Source organism: Pseudonocardia zijingensis, assembly GCF_042657305.1.
GTDB lineage: Bacteria > Actinomycetota > Actinomycetes > Mycobacteriales > Pseudonocardiaceae > Pseudonocardia > Pseudonocardia zijingensis.
The window spans coordinates 237,147-259,749 of the sequence record NZ_JBHSKO010000004.1 but is presented as its reverse complement, the minus strand read 5'-3'; the positions used below and the strand labels follow the sequence as shown (position 1 = coordinate 259,749).

General features: G+C 73.5%; 22 protein-coding genes. 10 read left to right on the top strand and 12 right to left on the bottom strand.

From position 1 onward, the window contains the following. Nucleotides 1–22: 22 nt before the first annotated feature. Together ACFPL3_RS11145 and ACFPL3_RS11140 are read left to right on the top strand one after the other, a co-directional pair. A complete protein-coding gene (locus tag ACFPL3_RS11145) occupies nt 23–412 on the top strand; it encodes a DUF5313 family protein (protein WP_343944673.1) in 390 nt (129 codons plus the stop codon). A 96-nt stretch (nt 413–508) separates the two neighbouring features. Continuing rightward, nucleotides 509–1,585 carry a hypothetical protein gene (locus tag ACFPL3_RS11140; protein WP_343944674.1) on the top strand — a complete coding sequence of 359 codons (1,077 nt, stop codon included), beginning with the start codon at nt 509–511 and terminating at the stop codon, nt 1,583–1,585. Between the two features lie 3 nt (nt 1,586–1,588). On the opposite strand, the gene fdhD is transcribed toward ACFPL3_RS11140, so the two are convergent. From fdhD to ACFPL3_RS11105, 7 genes are all read right to left on the bottom strand, one after another. Further along, nucleotides 1,589–2,422, bottom strand: a complete 834-nt coding sequence (gene fdhD / locus ACFPL3_RS11135; protein ID WP_343944675.1) for a formate dehydrogenase accessory sulfurtransferase FdhD — start codon at nt 2,420–2,422, stop codon at nt 1,589–1,591. Next, a complete protein-coding gene (locus ACFPL3_RS11130; RefSeq protein WP_379588865.1) occupies nt 2,410–3,612 on the bottom strand; it encodes a molybdopterin molybdotransferase MoeA in 1,203 nt (400 codons plus the stop codon). Before ACFPL3_RS11130 ends, fdhD begins: the two co-directional genes overlap by 13 nt. Next, nucleotides 3,609–3,833 carry a formate dehydrogenase subunit delta gene (locus ACFPL3_RS11125; RefSeq protein ID WP_343944677.1) on the bottom strand — a complete coding sequence of 75 codons (225 nt, stop codon included), beginning with the start codon at nt 3,831–3,833 and terminating at the stop codon, nt 3,609–3,611. The genes ACFPL3_RS11130 and ACFPL3_RS11125 overlap by 4 nt, the downstream gene beginning before the upstream one ends. Continuing rightward, nucleotides 3,834–6,656 (bottom strand): formate dehydrogenase subunit alpha, encoded by a 2,823-nt coding sequence (fdhF, locus tag ACFPL3_RS11120; RefSeq protein ID WP_343944678.1) that lies wholly within the window; start codon nt 6,654–6,656, stop codon nt 3,834–3,836. It abuts the gene before it with no gap. Next, nucleotides 6,653–8,164: a formate dehydrogenase beta subunit gene (locus ACFPL3_RS11115; RefSeq protein WP_343944679.1), complete on the bottom strand. Its 1,512-nt coding sequence runs from the start codon at nt 8,162–8,164 to the stop codon at nt 6,653–6,655. The genes fdhF and ACFPL3_RS11115 overlap by 4 nt, the downstream gene beginning before the upstream one ends. Continuing rightward, complete coding sequence (locus tag ACFPL3_RS11110) at nt 8,161–8,646, bottom strand: formate dehydrogenase subunit gamma (RefSeq protein ID WP_343944680.1); 486 nt, start codon at nt 8,644–8,646, stop codon at nt 8,161–8,163. Before ACFPL3_RS11110 ends, ACFPL3_RS11115 begins: the two co-directional genes overlap by 4 nt. Nucleotides 8,647–9,145: 499 nt before the next feature. Then, complete coding sequence (locus ACFPL3_RS11105) at nt 9,146–9,781, bottom strand: ASCH domain-containing protein (RefSeq protein ID WP_343944681.1); 636 nt, start codon at nt 9,779–9,781, stop codon at nt 9,146–9,148. 26 nt (nt 9,782–9,807) lie between these two features. On the opposite strand from ACFPL3_RS11105, the gene hrcA reads away from it, so the two are divergent. From hrcA to ACFPL3_RS11075, 6 genes are all read left to right on the top strand, one after another. Beyond that, entirely contained in the window at nt 9,808–10,827 is a 1,020-nt protein-coding gene (gene hrcA, locus ACFPL3_RS11100; RefSeq protein WP_343944682.1) for a heat-inducible transcriptional repressor HrcA, read from the top strand. Nucleotides 10,828–10,889: 62 nt separating this feature from the next. Continuing rightward, the gene (gene dnaJ, locus ACFPL3_RS11095) at nt 10,890–12,047 is read left to right on the top strand and encodes a molecular chaperone DnaJ (RefSeq protein WP_343944748.1); all 1,158 of its coding nucleotides are present in this window, start codon (nt 10,890–10,892) and stop codon (nt 12,045–12,047) included. Between the two features lie 10 nt (nt 12,048–12,057). Beyond that, the gene (locus ACFPL3_RS11090; protein WP_343944683.1) at nt 12,058–12,795 is read left to right on the top strand and encodes a 16S rRNA (uracil(1498)-N(3))-methyltransferase; all 738 of its coding nucleotides are present in this window, start codon (nt 12,058–12,060) and stop codon (nt 12,793–12,795) included. A 201-nt stretch (nt 12,796–12,996) separates the two neighbouring features. Next, complete coding sequence (locus ACFPL3_RS11085) at nt 12,997–13,779, top strand: alpha/beta hydrolase family protein (RefSeq protein WP_343944684.1); 783 nt, start codon at nt 12,997–12,999, stop codon at nt 13,777–13,779. Between the two features lie 43 nt (nt 13,780–13,822). Then, complete coding sequence (locus tag ACFPL3_RS11080) at nt 13,823–14,584, top strand: cyclase family protein (protein WP_343944685.1); 762 nt, start codon at nt 13,823–13,825, stop codon at nt 14,582–14,584. Beyond that, the gene (locus tag ACFPL3_RS11075) at nt 14,581–16,206 is read left to right on the top strand and encodes a thiamine pyrophosphate-binding protein (protein ID WP_343944686.1); all 1,626 of its coding nucleotides are present in this window, start codon (nt 14,581–14,583) and stop codon (nt 16,204–16,206) included. Before ACFPL3_RS11080 ends, ACFPL3_RS11075 begins: the two co-directional genes overlap by 4 nt. Nucleotides 16,207–16,597: 391 nt before the next feature. Here the strand turns inward: ACFPL3_RS11075 and ACFPL3_RS11070 are convergent, their stop codons facing one another. Further along, nucleotides 16,598–17,053 carry a winged helix-turn-helix transcriptional regulator gene (locus tag ACFPL3_RS11070; RefSeq protein WP_343944687.1) on the bottom strand — a complete coding sequence of 152 codons (456 nt, stop codon included), beginning with the start codon at nt 17,051–17,053 and terminating at the stop codon, nt 16,598–16,600. Nucleotides 17,054–17,112: 59 nt separating this feature from the next. On the opposite strand from ACFPL3_RS11070, the gene ACFPL3_RS11065 reads away from it, so the two are divergent. Both ACFPL3_RS11065 and ACFPL3_RS11060 read left to right on the top strand, forming a co-directional pair. Next, nucleotides 17,113–18,315, top strand: coding sequence for an MFS transporter (locus tag ACFPL3_RS11065; RefSeq protein WP_343944688.1), 1,203 nt, complete (start codon nt 17,113–17,115; stop codon nt 18,313–18,315). An 82-nt stretch (nt 18,316–18,397) separates the two neighbouring features. Continuing rightward, complete coding sequence (locus ACFPL3_RS11060) at nt 18,398–19,036, top strand: DUF4232 domain-containing protein (protein ID WP_343944689.1); 639 nt, start codon at nt 18,398–18,400, stop codon at nt 19,034–19,036. Nucleotides 19,037–19,039: 3 nt separating this feature from the next. Here ACFPL3_RS11060 and ACFPL3_RS11055 read toward each other — a convergent pair whose 3' ends face one another. The 4 genes from ACFPL3_RS11055 to ACFPL3_RS11040 form a co-directional block, all read right to left on the bottom strand. Then, nucleotides 19,040–19,471, bottom strand: a complete 432-nt coding sequence (locus tag ACFPL3_RS11055) for a nuclear transport factor 2 family protein (protein ID WP_343944690.1) — start codon at nt 19,469–19,471, stop codon at nt 19,040–19,042. Nucleotides 19,472–19,514: 43 nt separating this feature from the next. After that, entirely contained in the window at nt 19,515–20,297 is a 783-nt protein-coding gene (locus ACFPL3_RS11050; RefSeq protein ID WP_379588934.1) for a carbohydrate ABC transporter permease, read from the bottom strand. Between the two features lie 47 nt (nt 20,298–20,344). Then, nucleotides 20,345–21,217, bottom strand: a complete 873-nt coding sequence (locus tag ACFPL3_RS11045) for a carbohydrate ABC transporter permease (protein WP_343944750.1) — start codon at nt 21,215–21,217, stop codon at nt 20,345–20,347. Nucleotides 21,218–21,282: 65 nt separating this feature from the next. After that, nucleotides 21,283–22,569: an ABC transporter substrate-binding protein gene (locus ACFPL3_RS11040; RefSeq protein ID WP_343944691.1), complete on the bottom strand. Its 1,287-nt coding sequence runs from the start codon at nt 22,567–22,569 to the stop codon at nt 21,283–21,285. Nucleotides 22,570–22,603: the final 34 nt, after the last annotated feature.

Here is a 22,603-nt window from a genome sequence, read left to right as displayed (position 1 = left end):
ACCAATGGTTGGAGTGATAACCGTGGCCGTGCGCCGTCCCGGACCGCTGCGCTGGCTCGCCTACGCCTACGGCGCCGGGCTCCCGCCCGAGTACCGGGAGTGGGTGCTTCACGACGTCACCACCCGCACCTGGCAGCTGCGCCACCTCCTGCGCGCGGTCGTGCAGCTGGCGCCCCTGCTGCTGGTGATCTACCTGCTCCTGCCCGGCCCGGTGTGGGTGCGCGGCTGCGCCGTGCTCGGCGGGGCGTTGATCGGGCTCTTCTACTCGATGGCCTACCTGCACGAGTCCACGGAGCACCGCACGCTCAAGGCCGGCTACCCGCGGGGCACGCCCGCGCGGGTGCGGGAGGAGGCCTCCGGGCGCGCCGAGCGCGACGAGCGCTACGCGCAGCGGTGGCGCCGGGAGAGCTGAGATCACCCGCCCGGCTAGCGGGCGGGACGTCCTGATCAGCTGTGGCGTTGCATACCGGCGGTATCTCGAGGGTCGACGATCTCTTATCGTCCTCCGGTGCTCCCCCGCATCGTGCTCCCCGTTGTCGCCGCCTTCGCGATGGGTGCGGCCTCGGCCTGCTCCGTCGCGGTGCCGGGCGTGCCTGCGCCCATCGGCGCACCGCAGCCCGTCGTGCCCGCGCTGGACTACGACGAGGACACCGCCGCGATCGCGGCCGCGTACGCCCGGGCCCGCACGTTCGACGTCTGCGCGTTCCACGACGTCTCCGGGGCGGAACGGATCTTCGGGAAACCGGCTGCGGCGATGTCCCCGAGGAGATTCGACCTCGCCACCTGCGAGCTCGACCTCGGCACCTTCGCCGACGCCTGGGAGATCTCGTTCGCCTACGGCGAGGGAGGGGCGCGCTTCGGCGAGGATTGGACGCCCGTGCAGGTGGGAGGCCGGACGGTCAAGCGGGACCCGACGAGCACCCGCTGTGCGACCTTCGTCCCGTCCGGCGACTCCGACGCGGTGGGGCTCGACATCGAGATCAACGGTCCGGACGTCGTCGAGAAGGAATCCTGCGAACCGCTCGACCGGTACCTGACCGACGTCGTGTTCGCCAGGATGGACCACCCGCCGACCCTGGCCGAGGGGCTCACCGGGCCGCGGTCGCCGTTGCTGGGCAAGGACCCGTGCCAGGCCCTCGCCGCGGCCGTCGCCGACGTCGAGGTGGATCCCGACGAACTCCTGCCGGGTGAGGACGTGGAACGCACCCTCACGATGGGCGCGCCGTACCGGTGCTCCGGCTCCCACGGGGGCGACGTCGTCGAGTACGCGTTGAACCTCACCGTCGTCGACGAGGACGAGTTCACGGGTGAGCCGGTCGATATCGGTGGGCTCCCGGCGTACCGGACGGAGTTCCCTCCCGGGCTCGCCGAGTGCGGTTTCGTGATCCCGGTGGGTCCGGCCTTCGAAGGCATGAAGGCGGGTGAGCGCGGGATCGAGTACCACGGCGGCCTCGAGATCGGCACGGCCACGTGCGACGCCGCTGACATGGCCCGGGCGGAGTCGATGGTCCGCGGAGTGCTGGAGCAGCCGGCCCCGGTCGAACCCAGGCCCGATGCGCAGCGGCTCGGCCGCCTCGACCAGTAGTGGTCAGGGCGTCGTGCGCTCGATGCGGGCCGCGTGCGCGTAGACGTTCATGTGGCGGCCGCGCACGAAACCGGCGAGCGTGAGGCCGCACTCGGCGGCCAGCTCCACCGCGAGGGAGGAGGGGGCCGAGACCGCGGCCAGGATCGGGACCCCGGCCATCACGGCCTTCTGCACGAGTTCGAACGACGCCCGCCCGGACACCACGAGCACGCTGCCCTTCACCGGGACCCCGCCCTGCATGAGCGCCCAGCCGAGCACCTTGTCCACAGCGTTGTGCCGCCCGACGTCCTCGCGCACCACGATCGGCTCGCCGGCCGCCGTGAACAGGCCGGCGGCGTGCAGGCCCCCGGTGCTGTCGAACACCCGCTGGCGGTCGCGGAGCACGCCGGGGAGCGCGGCGATCACCTCCGGCGTGACCTGGACGGGGTCGTCCGCCGGGGAGTGCCGGGTGCGCAGGCGCACCGCGTCCAGCGACGCCTTGCCGCACACCCCGCAGGAGGAGGTCGTGTAGAAGTTGCGCTCCACCCCCGTGTCGGGTGCGGGCACGCCCTCGGCGAGGCCGACGTCGAGCACGTTGTAGGTGTTGCGGCCCTCGTCGTCGCGCGAGCCGCAGTACCGGGCGTCGCGGACGTCCTCCAGGCTGCCGATCACGCCCTCGGTGAGCAGGAAGCCGTGGGCCAGCTCGACGTCGTGGCCCGGCGTCCGCATCGTCACGGCGAGCGCGCGGCCGCCGACGCGCAGCTCGAGGGGCTCCTCGACGGCGAGGGCGTCGGGACGGCGGGTGCTGCCGTCCGGGCCGATCCGCAGCACCGGACGGCGGGCGATCAGACGGCCCACGGGCGCGCTCCCGGGTCGAGGGGGAGGATCCGGGCGGCGATCGCGTCCGCCTGCCCCGGGTCCACCACGGCGAAGGCGTCGGCGGCCGCCGCGCCCCTCAGCATCGCGGAGCCGCCGTGCCCCACCGGCACGGCGCCTGCCGGGCCGACGGCCACCGGCACCAGCCGGGTGTGCAGGGGGTGGCGGGGGAGCCCGCCGGGCACCGGCACCGCCATCAGCGCGGGCAACGGCTCCCCGCGCAGCCCGGCGAGGGCGGGCACGGCGACGGTCAGGAACGCGGCCAGCGCGGCGAGCGGGTTGCCCGGCAAGCCCACCACCAGCGTGCCGTCGACGCGGGCCAGCGCCTGCGGGTGCCCCGGCCGGCACCGCACGCCGTCGACGAGCAGGTCGGCGTGCAGGTCGGTCAGCACGGCGCGCAGGTGGTCGGCGGGGCCTGCCGCCGACGACCCGGACACCAGTACGAGGTCGGCCGCGCCCCGCGCCGCAGTGACGAGCGCGGAACGCAGGAGCTCGCGGTCGTCCCGGAGCGCGACGGGGGCGATGTCCGGCCGGGCGCCGGCGCGGGCGAGCAGGCCCGGGAGCATCGGGCCGATCGCGTCCCGCACCTGGCCGGGGCCGGGTCGCCCGCTGCCGACCAGTTCGTTGCCCGTGACGAGCGCGGCCACGCGGGGCAGCGGCCGCACGAGCAGCGCGTCGTGGCCCAGCGCGGCGGCGAGCCCGAGCACGGCGGGGGTCACCAGCGTGCCCGCGGGCAGCACGGCCTCGCCCGCCACGCACTCCTCGGCGGCGGGGCGGATGTGGTGCCCCCGCGGGGCGGCGCCGCGCAGGAGCACGCCGTCGCGCACCGCGTCCTCGTCGGTGAGCACCGAGGTGGTGCCGACGGGCAGGGGCGCCCCGGTGACCACGGGGCAGGCCGCGCCCTCGGCGAGGGTGGCAGGCCGCGCAGCGGCCTCCACCACCGTCCACGGCGGGGCACCGCACACCGCGTACCCGTCCATCGCGGAGCGGGGCACCGGCGGGTGGTCGCCCGCCGCCACCAGCGGGGCGGCGAGGACGGTGCCGCCGGCGTCGGCGAGGGCGACCTCGCACGCGGGCAGCGCGGTGGCCGCCGCGTGGGCGACCTCCCGCGCCGCGTCCCAGGTCAGGCTCCCGGCCGCCACCGCCGTGTGGCGGACACCGGCCGTGGTCATCGGACACCCGCCGGGTCGAGCAGCGCCGCCGCACGCGCGGCGATCGGGTCCAGGCCCTCGCCGCCGGCGGCGACGTGGGCGGTCAGCGCGGCCCGCATCCGCGGTTCCCAGAAGGCGCGCAGGTGCTCGGCCACGGCGTGCGGCGCCGCGTCGGGCCCCAGGTGCGCGAGGTGCACGGCGACGTCGTTGACCAGCCGGACGTGGGGAGGCGTGCCGTCCATCTACTCGCCCCCCACCGCGGTGCGCGACTCCAGCGACGCGCGCACTGCCGTCTGCTCCGGTGCCACCGCCACCTGCACCGCCGTGACCTTGTATTCCGGGCAGTTGGTGGCCCAGTCGGAGAGCTCCGTGGTCACGACGTTGGCTCCGGTGACGGGGTGGTGGAACGTGGTGTAGCAGACGCCCACCGGCATGCGCTCCGAGATCACCGCGCGCAGCGTGGTGCGCCCGACCCGGCTGGAGAGCACCACCATGTCGCCGTCGTTCACACCGCGCACCTCGGCGTCGTGCGGGTGGAGCTCGAGCAGGTCCTCCGGGTGCCAGGCCACGTTGGCGGTGCGCCGCGTCTGCGCGCCGACGTTGTACTGCGACAGGATGCGGCCCGTCGTGAGGATCAGCGGGTACTTCCGCGTGGATCGCTCGCTCGTCGGCACGTACACGGTCTCCATGAACCTGCCCTTACCCCGCACGAACCCGTTCATGTGCATGATCGGGGTTCCGTCCGGAGCGGCCTCGTTGCACGGCCACTGCACGCTGCCCACCCGGTCGAGCTGCTCGAACGACACCCCGGCGAAGGTCGGGGTGGTGAACGCGATCTCGTCCATGATCTGGGCGGCCGAGTCGTAGTGCATCGGGTAGCCCATCGCCTGCGCGATCTCGCAGACGATCTCCCACTCCTGCTTGCCGGTCTTCGGCGCCATCACCGGGCGCACCCGGTTGATCCGCCGCTCGGCGTTGATGAAGGTGCCGTCCTTCTCCAGGAACGACGTGCCGGGCAGCAGCACGTGCGCGAACTTGGCCGTCTCATTGATGAAGAGGTCCTGCACCACCACGAGGTCGAGCGCGGCGAGCGCGGCGTGGACGTGCTGGGTGTTGGGGTCGGACTGGGCGATGTCCTCGCCCTGCACGAACAGCGCCCGGAAGCTGCCGTCGATGGCGGAGTCGAACATGTTCGGGATCCGCAGGCCGGGTTCGCTGAGGATCGGCGTGCCCCACAGCTGCTCGTAGATGCCGCGCACGTCGTCGTCGCCCACGTGCCGGTAGCCGGGCAGCTCGTGCGGGAACGAGCCCATGTCGCAGGAGCCCTGCACGTTGTTCTGCCCGCGCAGCGGGTTGACCCCGACGCCCTCCCGGCCGATGTTGCCGGTGGCCATCGCGAGGTTCGCCATCGCCATGACCGTGGTGGAGCCCTGGCTGTGCTCGGTGACGCCCAGGCCGTAGTAGATGGCCCCGTTCCCGGCCTCGGCGTACAGGCGGGCGGCCGCGCGCAGCTCCTCGGCCGGCACGCCGGTGATCTCGGCGAGGGCCTCGGGGCTGTGCTCGGGGCGGGCGACGAACGCCTCCCACTCGGAGACGTCCTCGCAGCGCTCCTCGACGAACGCGCGGTCGACGAGGCCTTCGGTGACGATCACGTGGGCCATCGCGTTGAGGACCGCGACGTTCGTGCCGGGCCGCAGCACGAGGTGGTGGGCGGCCTCGATGTGCGGGGTGCGCACGAGGTCGATCCGCCGCGGGTCGATCACCACGAGCTTCGCGCCCTGCCGCAGCCGCCGCTTCATCCGCGACGCGAACACCGGGTGCGCGTCGGTGGGGTTCGCCCCGATCAGCAGGACGACGTCGGCCTTGCCGACGGACTTGAAGTCCTGCGTTCCCGCCGACGTGCCGAAGGTCTGCTTGAGCCCGTAACCGGTGGGGGAGTGGCACACCCGGGCGCAGGTGTCGACGTTGTTGTTGCCGAACACGGCCCGCACCATCTTCTGGACGGCGTAGACCTCCTCGTTCGTCGTGCGGGACGAGGTGATGGCGCCGATCGAGCCCGCGCCGTGCTCGGCCTGGATCTCGCGCAGCCTGCGCGCCGTGAACCCGATGGCCTCCTCCCAGGAGACCTCCCGCCACTCGTCGGCGATCGACTCGCGCAGCATCGGCGTCAGCACCCGGTCCGGGTGGCTCGCGTATCCGAACGCGAACCGGCCCTTGACGCAGGAGTGGCCCTCGTTCGCCCCGCCGCCGGAGTACGGGACCATCCGCACGAGCTCGTCGCCGCGCAGCTCGGCCTTGAACGAGCAGCCGACGCCGCAGTAGGCGCAGGTGGTGACGACCGACCGGGTCGGCATCCCGAGCTCGACGACCGACTTCTCCTGCAGCGTGGCCGTGGGGCAGGCCTGCACGCACGCGCCGCAGGAGACGCAGTCGGACTCCATGAACGGCACGCCCGCGCCCGCGGCGACCTTGGAGTCGAAGCCGCGGCCCTCGATCGTCAGCGCGATCGTGCCCTGCACCTCGTCGCAGGCCCGCACGCAGCGCGAGCAGGCGATGCACTTGGAGGCGTCGAAGTCGAAGTAGGGGTTGGACGTGTCCTTCGGGGCGTCCATGTGGTTGGCGCCCGCCTCGACCCCCGAGCCGTAGCGCACCTCGCGCAGCCCGGTGACGCCCGCCATGTCCTGCAGCTCGCAGTCGCCGTTGGCCGAGCAGGTGAGGCAGTCGAGGGGGTGGTCGGAGATGTAGAGCTCCATCACGCCGCGGCGCAGCTTGCCGACCTTGTCGGTCTGCGTCCGCACCACCATCCCCGGCGCCACCGGGGTGGTGCACGACGCGGGCGTGCCCCGTGCGCCGTCGATCTCCACGACGCACAGGCGGCACGAGCCGAACGGCTCGAGGGAGTCGGTGGCGCACAGCTTCGGGATGTCGATCCCGGCCTCCTTGGCCGCGCGCATCACCGACGTGCCGGGCGGCACCGCGACCGCCACGCCGTCGATCGTGACCTCGACGGTGGCCGCGCCCTCGCGGGCCGGGGTCCCGAAGTCCGGTTCCTTCAGCAGGCTCATTTCGCGAAGTCCTCCCCGAAGTGGCGCACCGCGCTGCGCACGGGCATGGGGGTCAGCCCGCCCATGGCGCAGAGCGACCCGTCGGTCATCAGCTCGCACAGGTCCTCGAGCAGCACGAGGTTCTTCTCCCGCTCCTGCCCGGTGCGGATCCGGTCGATCGTCTCGACGCCGCGCACCGCGCCCACCCGGCACGGCGTGCACTTGCCGCACGACTCCTCGGCGCAGAAGGAGAAGGCGAACCGCGCCATCGCGGCCATGTCGACCGTGTCGTCGAAGACCACGACGCCGCCGTGCCCGAGCATCGCCCCGGCCTCGGCGAACGCCTCGTAGTCCATGGGCAGGTCGAAGCGCTCCACCGGCAGGTACGCCCCGAGCGGGCCGCCCACCTGCACGGCGCGCGCCGGGCGGCCGGACGCGGTGCCGCCGCCGAAGTTCTCCACCAGCTCGCCGAGGGTGATCCCGAACGCGGTCTCCACGATCCCGCCCCGGGCGATGTTGCCGCCGAGCTGGAAGACGCTGGTGCCGCGCGAGCGCCCGACGCCCAGCGAGCGGTAGGACGCCGCGCCGTCGGCGAGGATGGCGGGCACCGAGGCGAGCGACAGCACGTTGTTGACGACCGTCGGGCGTCCGAAGAGGCCCTCGAGCGCCGGGATCGGCGGCTTGGCCCGCACCTGGCCGCGCTTGCCCTCGAGGCTCTCCAGCATCGAGGTCTCCTCGCCGCAGATGTAGGCGCCCGCGCCGACCCGGACGTGCAGGTCGAAGGTGAGGTCCGAGCCGAGGATCCGCTCGCCGAGCCAGCCGCGCTCCCGGGCCACCTCGATCGCCGCGGTGAGCGTCTCGACGGCGTCGGGGTACTCCGAGCGCAGGTAGACGTAGCCCTCGGAGGCGCCGACGGCGTGCGCCGCGATCGTCATGCCCTCGATGAGGGTGAACGGGTCGCCCTCGATGAGCATCCGGTCGGCGAACGTGCCGGAGTCGCCCTCGTCGGCGTTGCAGCAGACGAACTTCACGTCCGCCTCGGCGCCCAGCACCGTGCGCCACTTGATCCCGGTGGGGAAGCCGGCACCTCCGCGGCCGCGCAGCCCCGACTCGACGACGGCCTCGACCACCGCGGTCGGGCTGGTGCGCAGCGCCGCCCGCAGGCCGACGAGGCCGCCGTGGGTCACGTAGTCGTCGGCGGAGAGCGGGTCCACCACCCCGACGCGGGCGAACGTCACCCGCTGCTGGCGCCGCATCCACGGCAGGTCCTCGACCAGGCCCAGGTGCGCGCCCCGCCCCTCGAGCATGCCCGCGGCCACCAGCCCGTCGACGTCCTCGGGCGCCACCGGCCCGTACCCGACGCGCCCGGCCGGTGTCTCGACCTCGACCAGCGGCTCCAGCCAGAGCATGCCGCGCGAGCCGTTGCGCACGACCTCGACGTCTGCGCCGGCGGCGGCGATCCGCTCGGCCACCGCGTCGGCCCCCACCGACCGGGCCGCGGAGTCCCGCGGCACGAACACCCGCGTCACGGGGCCACCTCCCCGAGCAGCGCGTCGAGGCGCGCGGGCGTCACGCGGCCGTGCAGCCTTCCGTCCACCTGCACCGCCGGGCCGAGGGCGCAGTTGCCCAGGCAGAAGACCTCGTCGAGCGAGACCGCGCCGTCGGAGGTGGTCTCCCCGAAGTCGACACCCAGCCTGGTGCGGGCGTGCGCGGCGAGCGCCTCGGCCCCCACCGCCTGGCAGGCCTCGGCCCGGCAGACCCGCACGGTGGAGCGTCCACCGGGTTCGCGGCGGAAATCGCGGTAGAACGTGACGACGCCGTGCACCTCGGCCACGGCGAGGTTGAGCACGTCGGCGATGACCGGTACGTCCGCGGCGTCGACGTGGCCCAGTTCGTGCTGCACGGCGTGGAGGATCGGCAGCAGCGGTCCGCGTTGGTCACGCAGCCGGCCGGCGATCGCCCGCACGCGGTCGACCCGCAACGCCGCGAGGTCGGTGACGTCGGTGCTCATACTGTAGACCGTCGCGATCTGACCTAGTACAGGTCAAAGCAAAGTTCGTGATCCCGTGATAGACGGCGGTTATGAACGCGCTCGGACGAGGTGCATGATCGCTCCGAGATGCGGGAGATCGCCCTTGCGAGGGCGCTCAAGCTGGTCTCGGACCGCATGATCAGTCCGAGGTGAGGCGGAACGCCCTTGCGGGGACGCTCGGCCGCACCTCGGAACGATCACCCGCGAGCGCCCCTCGCCGAACCCCACGCCCCCGGCTCACGGGCGCCCGGGGCCCGACCACCTCGCCGGTCGGCCGCGCGGTGGCGGGGTGCGCGCGCAGGTGCGGGTCGCCGGCCTCTGTGCTGCGTGATCGATCCGAGTCGACGCGGAACGCCCTCCTGAGGGCGCGCGGCCGCACCTCGGAAGGATCAGCGGGCGCATGATCCATCCGGCCCTTGATCGGTCCGAGTGGGCCCGGAACGCCCTTCCGAGGGCGCTCGGCCCTACCTCGGAACGATCACCCCCGAGCGCCTCGCCGGTAGGCCCGGCCCCGCGGCGAGAGCCGGTAGCCGACCTCCAGGCTCTCGGTGAGCCCCAGCTCCTTGAGCTTGCGGACGTCGCGCTTGAACGGCAGCGTCTCCCGCCCCATCCGGGCGGCCAGGTCGGGGGCGCGCACGCCCGGGTTCTGCGCGATCAGCTCCAGCACGGCCGCGGTCCACGGGCCGTGGGCGGAGGCGCGGTCCATCCGCGCCAGCCGGGCGTCGATCTCGGCGCGGTCGACGCGCGACAGGCGCCGTTGCTCCCGCAGCGCCACCCGCGGGTCGGGCCCGGCCAGCCGCAGCCCCACGCGGTAGAGCTGCCCGGCGCCACGCTGGGCCCGCCGCAACGCCTCGAGGTCGGCGAATCCCGCGGCGCGGGCGTCCTCGGCTGTGAGGTCGGCCTCGTCCACCGGGTCCACGCCGGTGACCTCGAGAACTCCCACCGGCGTGCGCTGCGTGCCGCCCACGCGCACCCGCGGCCGGTCCCACCGCCGGAACGCGCACGTGACGGTCCCGGCGGCGATGGCGTCGAGGACGGGGCGGCGGATCAGCACACGCCACATCGTGCCCGCGCTGTCACGCTGGAAGAACACATAGACTGGGTGGAAGTCCACAGAACCTTGGCGGGAGGAGCGCTGCCGTGAACGCCGACGAGCGTCGCTTCGCCGTCCTGCGGGCGATCGTCGCCGACTACGTCTCCACCCAGGAGCCCGTCGGCTCGAAGATGATCGTCGAGCGGCACAACCTGGGTGTCTCCAGCGCCACCGTGCGCAACGACATGGCGGTCCTCGAGGAGGACGGGCTCATCGCCCAGCCCCACACGAGCGCGGGCCGGGTGCCCACCGACAAGGGCTACCGGCTGTTCGTCGACCGGCTGGCGCAGGTCAAGCCGCTGTCGGCGGCCGAGCGGCGAGCGGTGCAGGCCTTCCTCGAAGGCGCCGTCGACCTCGACGACGTGCTGCGGCGCAGCGTGCGGCTGCTCGCCCAGCTCACCCGCCAGGTGGCCGTGGTGCAGTACCCCACGCTCACCCGCTCCCGGGTGCGCCACTGCGAGATCGTCTCGCTCACGCCCGCGCGGCTGATGCTGGTGCTCATCACCGACAGCGGCCGCGTCGACCAGCGGGTCGTCGACCTCGGCGACGTCGTCACCGACGAGACGGTGTCGCGGCTGCGTACCCTCGTCAACGGGGCGCTGGTCGGGCGTCCGCTCGCCGTGGCGTCCGCTGCGGTGGCCGAGCTGCCCCAGACGGTGCCGGCGGAGCTGCGGGACGTCGTCCTCGCGGTGTCCACGGTGCTGATCGAGACGCTCGTCGAGCACCCGGAGGAGCGGCTGCTGCTGGGCGGCACCGCCAACCTCACCCGCAGCGCGGCCGACTTCCCGCACTCGCTCCGCCAGGTCCTGGAGGCCCTCGAGGAGCAGGTGGTGGTGCTGCGGCTGCTCGCCGCGGCGCGGGAGCCCGACACCGTCACGGTGCACATCGGTGAGGAGAACGAGGCCGAGGAGATGCGCGACACCTCCGTGGTGTCCATCGGCTACGGGCCCGGCACGGTGCTCGGTGGAATGGGTGTCCTGGGACCCACAAGGATGGATTACCCGGGCTCCATGGCCGCGGTGCACGCGGTGGCCCGGTACGTGGGTGAGATCCTGGCTGGACGCTGACGCGCGGCACGACGCCGCATCCGGAGCAGTACCGATCGAGAAGGACCATGGGGAACGCGCACGTGGTACGGGATTACTACGGGACACTCGGTGTCGCGCCAGACGCCGGGCCCGACGAGATCAAGCGGGCCTACCGCAGGCTGGCGCGTGAGCTGCACCCCGACGTGAACCCGGACCCGGAGGCACAGGAGCGCTTCCGGGAGGTGAGCGCGGCCTACGAGGTGTTGTCCGACCCGGAGAAGCGGCGCATCGTCGACCTGGGCGGCGACCCCCTGGGCAACGGCGGCGGAGGCGGGGGCGGCGCGTCCGACCCGTTCAGCGCGTTCGGCTTCGGCGACATCATGGACGCCTTCTTCGGCGGCCAGGGCGGCGGACGTGGGCGGGGCCCGCGCAGCCGCGTGCAGCCGGGCGCCGACGCGCTGATCCGGATGCAGCTCACGCTGGAGGAGTGCGCCACCGGCGTCACCCGCGACCTCACCGTCGACACCGCCGTGCTCTGCAGCGAGTGCAGCGGCTCCGGGTGCGCGCCGGGCAGCGCACCCACGATGTGCGACATCTGCAACGGGCGCGGCGAGGTGCAGACCGTGCAGCGCTCGTTCCTCGGCCAGGTCGTCACGTCGCGGCCCTGCCCCAACTGCCGCGGGTTCGGCGAGGTCATCCCGGAGCCGTGCCGCCAGTGCGGCGGCGACGGGCGGGTGCGGTCGCGCCGCACCGTCGGCGTGCGGATCCCGCCGGGTGTGGCCGACGGCATGCGGGTCCGGCTGGCCGGCCAGGGCGAGGTCGGCCCCGGCGGCGGCCCCGCGGGCGACCTCTACGTGGAGGTCGAGGAGGAGCCGCACGAGCTGTTCACCCGCGACGGCGCCGACCTGCACTGCACCGTGCAGCTGCCGATGACCGCCGCGGCGCTCGGCACCACCCTGCCGCTGCCCACCCTCGACGGCACCGAGGAGCTGCACCTGGAGCCGGGCACCCAGGGCGGCACCGTGCACACGCTGCGCGGCAAGGGCATGCCCCGGCTGCGTTCCACGGGCCGCGTCGACGGGCGCGGCGACCTGATGGTGCACGTCGACGTGGTGGTGCCCACCAAGCTCGACGCCAAGCAGACCGAGCTGCTGCGCCAGCTCGCGGCGTTGCGCGGGGAGGAGCAGCCCGACCTCGCCGGTGGCAACCGCAACGGCCACGGCATCTTCTCCCGGCTGCGCGACTCGTTCGGCCGGTGACCGGCCGGGCATGAGCACCGCGCCCCTGTTCCTGGTCGACGCGCTTCCCGCCGCGGGGCCCGCCCGGCTGGACGGGCCCGAGGGACGGCACGCGGCCACGGTCAAGCGGCTGCGGCCGGGCGAGGCGGTGCTGCTGTCGGACGGCCGGGGCGGGCTCGCGCACGCCGTGGTGGACGCTGCCGGGCGCGACGCCGTCGACCTCACGGTCACCCGCCGCGCCGACGCCGAGCCGCCCGCCCCCCGGGTGCTCCTCGCCCAGGCGCTGGTCAAGGGTGACCGGGGCGAGCTGGCCGTCGAGCTCGCCACCGAGGCGGGCGTCGACGGCATCCTGCCCTGGCGAGCCGCGCGCTGCGTCGCCCGCTGGGAGGAGGGGCCGCGCGGCGCGAAGGCGCTCGCCCGCTGGCGCACCACGGTGCGCGAGGCCACGAAGCAGGCGCGCAGGCCGTGGATGCCGGAGGTCGAGGAACCCGTCACGACCACAGCCTTGGCCGGCCGGGTCGCCGCGGCCGACCTCGCGATCGTGCTCCACGAGGCCGCGGCCGAACGGCTCACCGACGTTGCGCTGCCCGAGCGCGGCGACGTGCTGCTCGTGGTGGGCCCCGAGGGCGGCGTCACCGACGCCGAGCTCGAATCCCTGGTGGCGGCGGGGGCGCGGCCGGTGCGGCTGGGGCCGGAGGTCCTGCGGGCCTCCACCGCGGCCGCCGTGGCTTTGGGCGCTTTGGGGGTGCTCACCCGGCGTTGGGGTTGACCTCGCCGACATCCGGGTGAGATCGGGCCCGCCGGGTTGCGGCGGGAGTACCGTTCCCCCGTCGTGGTCTCCGGCCGGGGGTGTTCGCACCCACGGGGCCGTCGGCGTGGTTCCCCCCACAGCCGGCGGACGCCGCGCCGCAGTGGGCGTACCCCCCACGTCCGCTGCGGCGCGGCAACCGGATCATGCGATGCTCACGACGTGTCCACCGCCCCGCAGCGCATCGCCTACGGCGACCACCCCAGCCAGTTCGGCGAGCTCACGCTGCCCGCGGGCGAGCCCCGCGCCGTGGTCGTGGTGGTGCACGGCGGGTTCTGGCGGCAGCGCTTCGGCCTCGAGCTCGGACGGCCGCTCGCTGCCGACCTCGCGGCCGCCGGGTTCGCCGCGTGGAACATCGAGTACCGGAGGGTCGGCGGCGACGGCGGGTGGCCCGCCACGTTCGAGGACGTCGCCGCCGCCCTCGACGTCCTCGCCGACCGGCCCCTCCCGCTGGACCGGGTCGTGGCCGTCGGGCACTCCGCGGGCGGGCACCTGGCCACCTGGCTGGCCGCACGCCCGGGCCTTCCGCCGCACGCCCCCGGCGCGGCGCCCGCCGTGCGGCTCGCCGGCGTGGTGAGCCAGGCCGGTGTGCTCGACCTCGCCGACGCCGAACGGCGCGGCGTGGGCAACGGCGCCCAGGCCGACCTGCTCGGCGGCGGGCCGGACGACGTGCCCGACCGCTACGCCCTCGCCTCGCCGGTGGAGCGCCTCCCGATCGGCGTCCCCGTGGTGTGCGTGCACGGCACCGCCGACGTCAACGTGCCGATCCGGCAGAGCGAGCGGTTCGTGGCCGCGGCGGGCGCCACCGCGGAGCTGGTGACCCTGCCCGGCGTCGAGCACTTCGCGGTGATCGACCCGGCCACCGAGGCGTGGCGGGCCTGCCGGGACGGGCTGGAGCGCCTGCTCGCGCACGGAGCCCGCACCAACGGCACCCCGGTCCAATAGGTTGGCACCGACGTGCCGTCCGTACGACCCCCGGGAGGCTCCCGTGTCCGTGCTCTCCGACCTGCTCACGGCGTTGCGCGCCCGCACCGTCGAGGTCGTCGACCTGACGGCCCCGCTGCAGGCGGACACCCCGGTGCTGCAGCTGCCCGCGCCCTTCGCCAACGCGTCCGCGTTCGGGCTCTCCGAGATCAGCCGCTACGACGACCGCGGGCCCGCCTGGTACTGGAACGACATCCACACCTCCGAGCACACGGGCACGCACTTCGACGCGCCGGTCCACTGGATCACCGCGAAGGACGGGGAGGACATCGCGCAGGTCGCGCCGCAGAAGCTGATCGCGCCTGCCGCGGTGCTCGACATGGCCGACCAGGCCGCCGACGACCCGAACTTCCTCCTCGAGGTCGAGCACGTGCGCGCGTGGGAGGAGCAGCACGGGCCGCTGCCCGAGGGCGGCTGGCTGCTGTACCGCACCGGGTGGGACGCCCGCAGCGCCGACGCCGCCGCGTTCCTCAACGCGGGCGCGACGCCGGGGCTCTCCGTGACGTGCGCGAAGTGGCTCGCGGAGGAGGCGCCGATCATCGGGCTGGGGGTGGAGACCGTCGGCACCGACGCGGGCGCGGCGCACAGCTTCGACCCGCCGTTCCCGTGCCACAGTTTCCTGCTCGGCGCCGGCAAGTACGGCCTCACGCAGCTGCAGAACCTCGCCCAGCTCCCGCCCACCGGGGCCGTGCTGGTGGCGGGTCCGCTGCCGATCGTGGGCGGGTCGGGCAGCCCGGCGCGCGTGCTGGCGCTGGTGGAGCGGTGAGGGTTGCGGACCTGGTCGGACGCGCGCTCGCCGAGCTCGGCGTCGGGCACGCGTTCGGGGTGGTCGGGAGCGGCAACTTCCACGTGACCAACGCCCTGCGCGCGGGCGGCGTGCCCTACGTCGCGGCGCGGCACGAGGGTGGCGCGGCCACCATGGCCGACGCCTACACCCGCACCAGCGGGCGCGTCGGCGTGCTGTCGGTGCACCAGGGCTGCGGCCTCACCAACGCCCTCACCGGCATCACCGAGGCGGCGAAGAGCCACACCCCGATGCTCGTGCTCGCCGCCGACACCGGTGCGGCGGCGGTGCGCTCCAACTTCCGGATCGACCAGGACGCCCTGGCCCGCTCGGTGGGCGCGGTGGCGGAACGGGTGCACTCGCCCGAGTCCGCGCTCGCCGACGTCGTGCGGGCCTACCGCACCGCCGTCGAGCAGCGCCGCACCGTGGTGCTCAACCTGCCGCTCGACGTGCAGGCGGCAGAGGTGGACGACGCACCGGTGCCCGCCTTGCCGTCGCTGGTGCCGGTCCGGCCCGGCGCGGACGCGGTGGAGGCGCTCGTCGGGCTGGTCGCGGGGGCACAGCGGCCCGTGTTCGTCGCGGGCCGGGGAGCCCGGGGCGCCGGCCCCGAACTGCGGGAGCTGGCGGCCGCGTCCGGGGCGTTGCTCGCCACGTCCGCCGTCGCGGCCGGGCTCTTCGCCGACGACCCGTGGTCGCTCGGGATCTCCGGCGGCTTCGCCACCCCGCTCGCGGCCGAGCTGATCTCCGCCGCAGACCTCGTCGTCGGGTGGGGCTGCGCGCTGAACATGTGGACGATGCGCCACGGCGCGCTCATCGGGCCGGACGCCAGCGTGGTGCAGGTCGACGTCGATCCCGACGCGATCGGGGCGAACCGGCCGGTGCACCTCGGCGTCCTCGGCGACGCCGCGGCCACCGCCACCGACGTGCGCGCCGCGCTCGACGGCACCCGCACCGGATACCGCACCCCGGACGTCCGCACCGCGATCGCGGAACGCGGCCGCTGGCGCGACGAGCCGTACGACGACCTGACCGGGCCCGGGGGCATCGACCCCCGCACCCTGTCGATCGCCCTCGACGACCTGCTGCCCGCCGAACGCACCGTGGCCGTCGACTCCGGTAACTTCATGGGCTACCCCAGCGCCTACCTGCGCGTGCCCGACGAGCACGGCTACTGCCTCACCCAGGGCTTCCAGTCGATCGGGCTCGGCCTGGCCACCGCGATCGGTGCCGCCTTCGCCCGGCCGGACCGGCTCGCCGTCGCCGCGCTGGGCGACGGCGGCGCGCTGATGTCGGCGGCCGAACTGGAGACCGTGGCGCGGCTCGGCCTCCCGATGGTCGTCGTGGTGTACGACGACCGCGGCTACGGCGCCGAGGTGCACCACTTCACCGGGGAGGACCACACCACCGTCGCCTTCCCCGACACCGACATCGCCGCCATCGGCCGCGGCTACGGCTTCGACGCCGTCACCGTGAACGCGCCCTCCGACCTCGACGGCGTGGCGCGCTGGGTGGACGGGCCGCGGGAGCGGCCGCTGCTGGTGCACGCCCGGATCGCCTCCGACGGCGGGTCCTGGTGGCTGGCGGAGGCGTTCCGGGGGCACTGAGGCCGCCCCTTGTGCCAGCAAGGTGGCTTTACTGGCGCAATGTGCCAGTAAAGCCACCTTGCTGGCATTGGGGGGACGGGCAGGCCAGGGCCTGCCTGACCTGGCGCGCGGCGCCACCGGGAGGCAGCTTTCCCTCGGAGGGGCGGAGCCGGAGGTTTCACGGCGATCAAGGGCAAATGGTCGCTCCCAGAGATCATCTAGCGACCTGGCCCATGATCAGAGAGTTGGCGCATTCCCGTGTCGAAAACGCCCGGGAATGTGCCAAACCCGTGATCATGACCGCGGAACCGGCCGGAGGTGGCGCCGCGCGCCCACCCGGGCAGGCCCCGCCTGCCCACGTAATGCCCCGCACGATGCGCGGCGCCACCGGCGGCCTGTGGGCCCGCGTGCGTCAGCCCACCTTCTCCACATGGGTGTTCATCCCGGTGAGCGCGACGCCGTCGGGCCGTTCCACCCGCAGCGGCGGGACCGGGGTGCCGGTTTCGTCGTCGACCAGCACCGAGTGGGGCTCGCCTGCGTCGAAGGCGTGCGCCTCGCCCCACTGCCGCAGGGCGACGATCACGGTGAACAGCTCGTGACCGGCGTCGGTGAGGACGTACTCCTGGCGCCTCCCGGACGCAGCGGCCTGCCGGCGGAGGACGCCGTGGTCGCCGAGCCGGCGGAGCCGGTCGGTCAGGATGTTCTTGGCGACGCCGAGGTTGCGTTGGAAGTCGGTGAAGGTCCGGGTGCCCTCGACGGCGTCGCGGACGATCAGCAGGCTCCATCGGTCCCCGACGAGGTCGACGGCGCGCGCGACGGGGCAGTGGGGGTCGGTCCACCGGCGGTGGCCCGCTTCGATCGGTTGCATTTCGCTACCTTCGTGTCTACGTTGCCGATTGGTTTCAAACTACTACCGATCGGACCACCGTGCCTCCCTCGACCTCCGCCCTCACCTGGACCCGCCGCCTGCTGCTCGCGGTGGTGTGCGGTGTGTCGGTCGCGAACGTCTACTACGCCCAGCCGCTGCTCGAGCGGGTCGGCGCCGAAATGTCGATCTCGACGGCGCAGCTGGGCTGGGTGGTGGCCGTCGGGCAGGCGGGCTACCTGGTCGGCCCCGCCGCGCTCGTGCCGCTGGGGGACTGGCTGAACCGCCGCTCGCTCATCCCGGCGCACCTGCTGGTGATCGCGGTGGGCGCCACCGCGGTGGCGGTCTCGCCGGGTCCCGCCGTCCTGTACGCCGGGGTGGCGCTCGCCGGTGCCTTCTCGGTGGTGGTCCAGATCGCGGTCGCCTACACCGCGGCGCAGTCGCCACCCGACGAGCGCGGCCGCAACCTCGGGATCGTCACCTCCGGGGTGGTGGTCGGGATCATCATGGCCCGCACGGTGGCCGGGGCCGTCGGCGGTCTCGCCGGGTGGCGTGCCGTCTACGCGTGCGCGGCCGCCGTGGCCGTGGGCATGGCCGTCCTCACCTGGGTGGCGTTGCCCGACGACCGGCCGCTCCCCGCGCCGGCGTCATACGGACGGGTGGTCGCCGCCACGCTCGTTCTGGGCGCCGACGACCGGGTCTTCCGCGTCCGCGCGCTGATCGCGTTCTTCCTGTTCGCCTCGTTCGGCGTGCTCTGGAGCGGGCTGGCACTGCCGCTGAGCGACGCCCCCTGGCGGCTCTCCCCGGAGCAGATCGGCCTGTTCGGGTTCGCAGGGCTGGCCGGCGCGCTCGGCGCGGCGCGCGCCGGTCGGTGGGCCGATCGCGGCCGGGCGGACCTGGTGACGGTCGTGGCGTTGGTCGTGCTGATCGTCTCGTGGTCGCCGATCGGGTACGCCGCGCACTCGTTGTGGCTCGTGGCCCTCGGCGCGGTGCTGCTCGATTTCGCCGTGCAGGCTGTGCACGTCACCAACCAGGGCCTGATCGTCGCCCGGGACCCGGACGCGAGCAGCCGCACCATCGGCGGCTACATGATCAGCTACTCGCTGGGTTCGGCCCTCGGCGCCGTCACGACCTCCACCCTCTACGCGCTCGGGGGCTGGCCGGCCGCCTCGATCTCGGGTGCCTGCTACGCGGCCGCCGCGTTGGCGGTCTGGCTCGTCGACCGCGTCGTGCCCGACCGCTCCACGGCTACCCCGGTCGGCTGACACCACGTAGCCATGGCAACCGTTCCCCGGCCCGGCACGTCTCTTCCGGCACAGGGGGAGTCGTGGGACAGGGGGAACGGACGTGAACGGATCTCGGATCGCGGCGCGGGCAGGTGTCCTGCTGGTGGCGATCGGCCTGCTGGCGGGCTGCGGGGGAACGGAGCAGCCCACGGGTGTGGGGAGCAGTGCCGCCGCCGCGACGCCGACGCCGGCACCCGCGGAGCCTCCGGCGGCTGCCCCCGGGGCGCCGGCGGTGGGGGACGGCGGTGGGCCGGAGCGGCCGCCCGACGTCTCCGACGGCGACCCCCGGTGCGCGCCCGCCCAGCTCGAGGGGCGGATGGAGCCGGGCGACGCGGGAGCGGGGCACCGCTCGGCGACGCTCGTGGTGACCAACACGTCGACCAACAGGTGCACGCTCTACGGCTACGGCGGCGCCGAGCTCTACACCGCGAGCGGCGTGCCGATCCCGACCCGGTTGACGCGCTCGCTCGAGCCCGGGCCGTCCCTCGTGCTGCTGCTGCCGGGCTCGAGTGCCCGCAAGGACCTGAGGTGGACCGTGGTGGCCACCGGCGACGAGCCGGTGGACGAGCCGTGCCAGGTGCCGGCCAGCCAGCTGCGCGTGATCCCGCCGGACGAGACGTCGCCGTTCTCCGTGATCTGGGACCTCGGCCCCGTCTGCGACGGCGGCCGGCTCGACGACAGCGCCTTCTACGCCCCGTGACGGTCAGGCGGGAACCGGCGCGCAGGCGTCGGAGATCGCGGCCGTGTCCCAGTAGAACGGCCAGACCTCGGTGATCCGCCCCCGGGCGACGCGCACCTGTTGCAGGATCGGGAACTCGAGCTCCCGCCCGGTCGCGCGGGCCCTGGCCCGCACCTGCGTGCGCACCACCACCACGTCGCCCGCGGGGTGGAACTCCTGCGCGAGCATCTCGAACGACGCCCACGCGCTGCTCATCGCGGCGAAGAACCGCTCCATCCCGGCGTGCCCGCGCCAGGTACCGCCGTAGGGCAGCGCCTCGGCCTGGTGCAGCGCGATGTCGGGCGCGAAGAACGGCGCCAGGGTGGCGAAGTCGGCCTTCCCGGGCCCGCCGGCGTCCAGGTACTCCTGCTCGGCGGCGTACATGCCCCGCAGCACTTCCAGCGCGTCGTCCGTCATGCCCTCCAGCCTGGCCGCCGGATGCGGCATGGTCTGGCGGCGATCAGCCCTTGATCCCGGACTCCGCCACGCCCTGCACGAGGTAGCGCTGCAGGAACACGAACACCAGCACCAGCGGCACGATCGAGATGAGCGCGGCCATGAACACCTGGTGGAGGTTGATCGTCTGCGCGGTCATGAGCGTGGACAGCGAGACCTGCACGGTCCACATGTCCGGGTCCTGCCCGACGACCAGCGGCCAGAGGAACTGGTTCCACGAGGAGATCACGGTGATCACCGAGATGGCGGCGAAGAAGCCCAGCGAGTTCGGCACCACGATCCGCCAGAAGACGCCGAGGTAGCCGAGGCCGTCGATGCGCCCGGCCTCCTCCAGCTCGCGCGGGAAGTTGAGGAAGTACTGGCGGAACAGGAACGCGGTGAACCCGCTGAACAGCACCGGGACGATGATTCCCTGGTAGGAGTTCACCCAGCCCAGCCGCGAGACGATGATGAAGCTCGGCACGAACGTCACGGCGGGCGGCACCATCAGCGTGAGCAGCACCGCGTAGAAGATCGGCGTGGCGTACCGGAACGGGATGCGGGCCAGCGCGTAGCCCGCCATCGACGACAGCACGATCGTGCCGATCGTCTGGGTCACCGCGATGAACGCCGAGTTGAACAGCGTGCGGCCGAAGTTGGCCGACGTGTCGGTGAAGACCTCGCCGACGTTGCCCCACTGCAGCGAGCTCGGGAAGATCGTCCAGTCGACGCCGGTGATCTCCTTGTCGGTGGCGAACGCGTTGCGCAGCATCAGGTAGAACGGCAGCAGGAACAGCACGGTGGCGATCGCCAGCGCCGCGTACCGCGCCACGGTGCCCGCGACGGTCGACTGCTTCACTCGGGCCTCCCGAACCCGTACACGCGGTTCTGCAGCAGCGTCACCAGCACGATCAGCGCGGCGAGGATCATCGCGCCCGCGCTGCCGTGGCCGTAGTCCTGGTTGCCCTGCGCGGTGTAGTAGAGGTAGACGAGCGGGGGCCGGGCCAGCGAACTGTTGCCCAGCAGGTTGTAGAACTCGTCGAAGGCCTGGTAGGCGGCGATCAGGTTGAGCAGCAGCACCGCCACCGACGTGGTGCGCAGCTGGGGCAGCGTGATGTGGCGGAACGTCTGCCACCCCGCCTTGGCGCCGTCGACGTACGCGGCTTCGTAGAGCTCCGGCGCGATCCGCTGCAGCCCGGCGAGGAACAGGATGATGTAGAAGCCCAGCTGCAGCCACAGCCGCACGGTGGCGATCACGAGCCAGTACCACGGCGGGCTCACCGACGACAGCCAGGCGATGTTCTCCACCCCGAACAGCGAGAGCACCTGGTTGGCCAGCCCGAACCGGACGCCGTTGAAGATCGACAGCTTCCAGACCAGCGACGCGACCACGTAGGAGCACGCGGTGGGCAGGAAGAACGCCGACCGGAAGAAGGCCCGCGCGACCGTGATCTGGTTCAGCAGCACCGCGAGCAGCAGCGCCAGCACGAACGTGAGCGGCACGATGATCGCCGCGAAGATCGTGAACGTCCACAGGCTGTCGAGGAACGGCCCGGGCGTGAGCAGGTCGATGTAGTTCTGCAGGCCGATGAACTCGCGGGGCTGCACGGTGTTCTGCGCCCGGTTGAAGCTGAGGACGAAGCTCCAGGCGATGGGCAGGTACACGAACACGACGAGCCCGGCGAGGAACGGGCCCATGAAGAGCCAGAACGCCGGGGTGGCCCCCATGCTCCCGCGCCGCCGCGGGCGGGCACCCGCGGCGGGCTTCTGCTCGGGAGGCGCCTGTACCGCTGTCACGCCTGGAGACGGGCCAGCTCGGCCTCGACCACCTGCTGCGCCTTCGCCAGCTCGGCGTCGATGTCGCCACCCGCGCGCACGATGGCCGTGGCGGCGTCGGCGAACGCCGACTTCATCTTCGGCGTCCACATCGGGTTGGGCGCCACCGCCGACTCGTTGAAGATGCGCAGCGCCTCGGCGGCGAGGCCTTCCTGCAGCTTCTGGGCGCCGGACGCGATGCTCTTGCGCGGCGGGATGTGGAAACCGTAGTTGAGGTTGAAGTCCTCCTGCGCCTCGGCGTTGTCGATCCACAGCCACTTGACGAAGTCCTTGGCCAGTTCGACGTCGGTGGCCTTGGCGCTGACCATCGACGACCAGCCGCCGAGGAAGGTGACCGGCTTCCCGACGGTGGAGCTGAGCGCGGGCCAGGGCACGATGCCGACGTCGTCGCCGAACGCCTCGAGGATCTTCGGCATCGCCCACAGCCCGGTCCACTGCATGGCGCACAGCTCCTGGGTGAAGGCGGAGGGGTCCCAGAAGTCCGTGGGAGCGCCGAGCAGGATCGACCCGCTCTCGGCGAGCTGGCGCAGCTTGAGGAGCGACTCCTTCGCCTCGGGCGTGGTGAAGCCGATCTGGTTGTCCGCGGTGATGTTCGCGGTGCCCGCCGACCAGAGCACGAGGTCGAGCAGGGCGCCGCCGCCGAACGCCGGGGTGACACCGGCGTCGTTGCCGATGAACAGGCCCTTGACCCCGTCGTGGTCCAGCGCCCGCGTGGCGTCGATCAGCTCGTCCATGGTGGTGGGCGGCTGCACGCCCGCCGCCGCCAGCAGGCTCTTGCGGTAGTAGAGGAAGCCCGTGTCGTCCACGATCTTGACGCCGTAGACCGACCCGTCGAGCGAGGTGGCCGTGAGGTCGGTGTCGGTGTAGTCGTCGCGCACCGGGCCGACGATGTCGTCGAGCGGCACGATCTGCCCGCTGCGGACCATGTCGGCGTTGAGCTGGTACTCGAACACGTCCGGGCCGTTGTCGGACAGCAGGCCCGACGACAGCTTCGACTCGTAGTCACCCGGCGTCCACTGCACGTCGACGGTGGCCCGCGGGTACCCCTCGGCGTAGCGCTGCACGGCCTGCTCCGTGCCCGACTCGCCGTAGAGGTGGTACCACTGCCGCAGCGTGGGCTGACCCCCGGAGCCGCCCCCGCCGGTGTCGAGGCCGCCGCTGTCGCCGCCACAGGCCGCCAGCGCGCCACCCAGACCGAGCCCGCCGACGAGCGCCAGGAACGTGCGGCGGGTGGACACGGGCATGCGAGACGGCAGGTTCATACGGGATCTCTCGACA

Coding starts and splice junctions, on each gene's coding strand:
- ACFPL3_RS11130 (WP_379588865.1), bottom strand. CDS start 3,612: ATGACCACGGCCGGTGTCCGCCACACGGCGGTGGCGGCCGGGAGCCTG.
- ACFPL3_RS11125 (WP_343944677.1), bottom strand. CDS start 3,833: ATGGACGGCACGCCTCCCCACGTCCGGCTGGTCAACGACGTCGCCGTG.
- fdhF (WP_343944678.1), bottom strand. CDS start 6,656: ATGAGCCTGCTGAAGGAACCGGACTTCGGGACCCCGGCCCGCGAGGGC.
- ACFPL3_RS11110 (WP_343944680.1), bottom strand. CDS start 8,646: ATGAGCACCGACGTCACCGACCTCGCGGCGTTGCGGGTCGACCGCGTG.
- ACFPL3_RS11090 (WP_343944683.1), top strand. CDS start 12,058: ATGAGCACCGCGCCCCTGTTCCTGGTCGACGCGCTTCCCGCCGCGGGG.
- ACFPL3_RS11070 (WP_343944687.1), bottom strand. CDS start 17,053: ATGCAACCGATCGAAGCGGGCCACCGCCGGTGGACCGACCCCCACTGC.
- ACFPL3_RS11055 (WP_343944690.1), bottom strand. CDS start 19,471: ATGACGGACGACGCGCTGGAAGTGCTGCGGGGCATGTACGCCGCCGAG.
- ACFPL3_RS11045 (WP_343944750.1), bottom strand. CDS start 21,217: ATGGGGGCCACCCCGGCGTTCTGGCTCTTCATGGGCCCGTTCCTCGCC.
- ACFPL3_RS11040 (WP_343944691.1), bottom strand. CDS start 22,569: ATGCCCGTGTCCACCCGCCGCACGTTCCTGGCGCTCGTCGGCGGGCTC.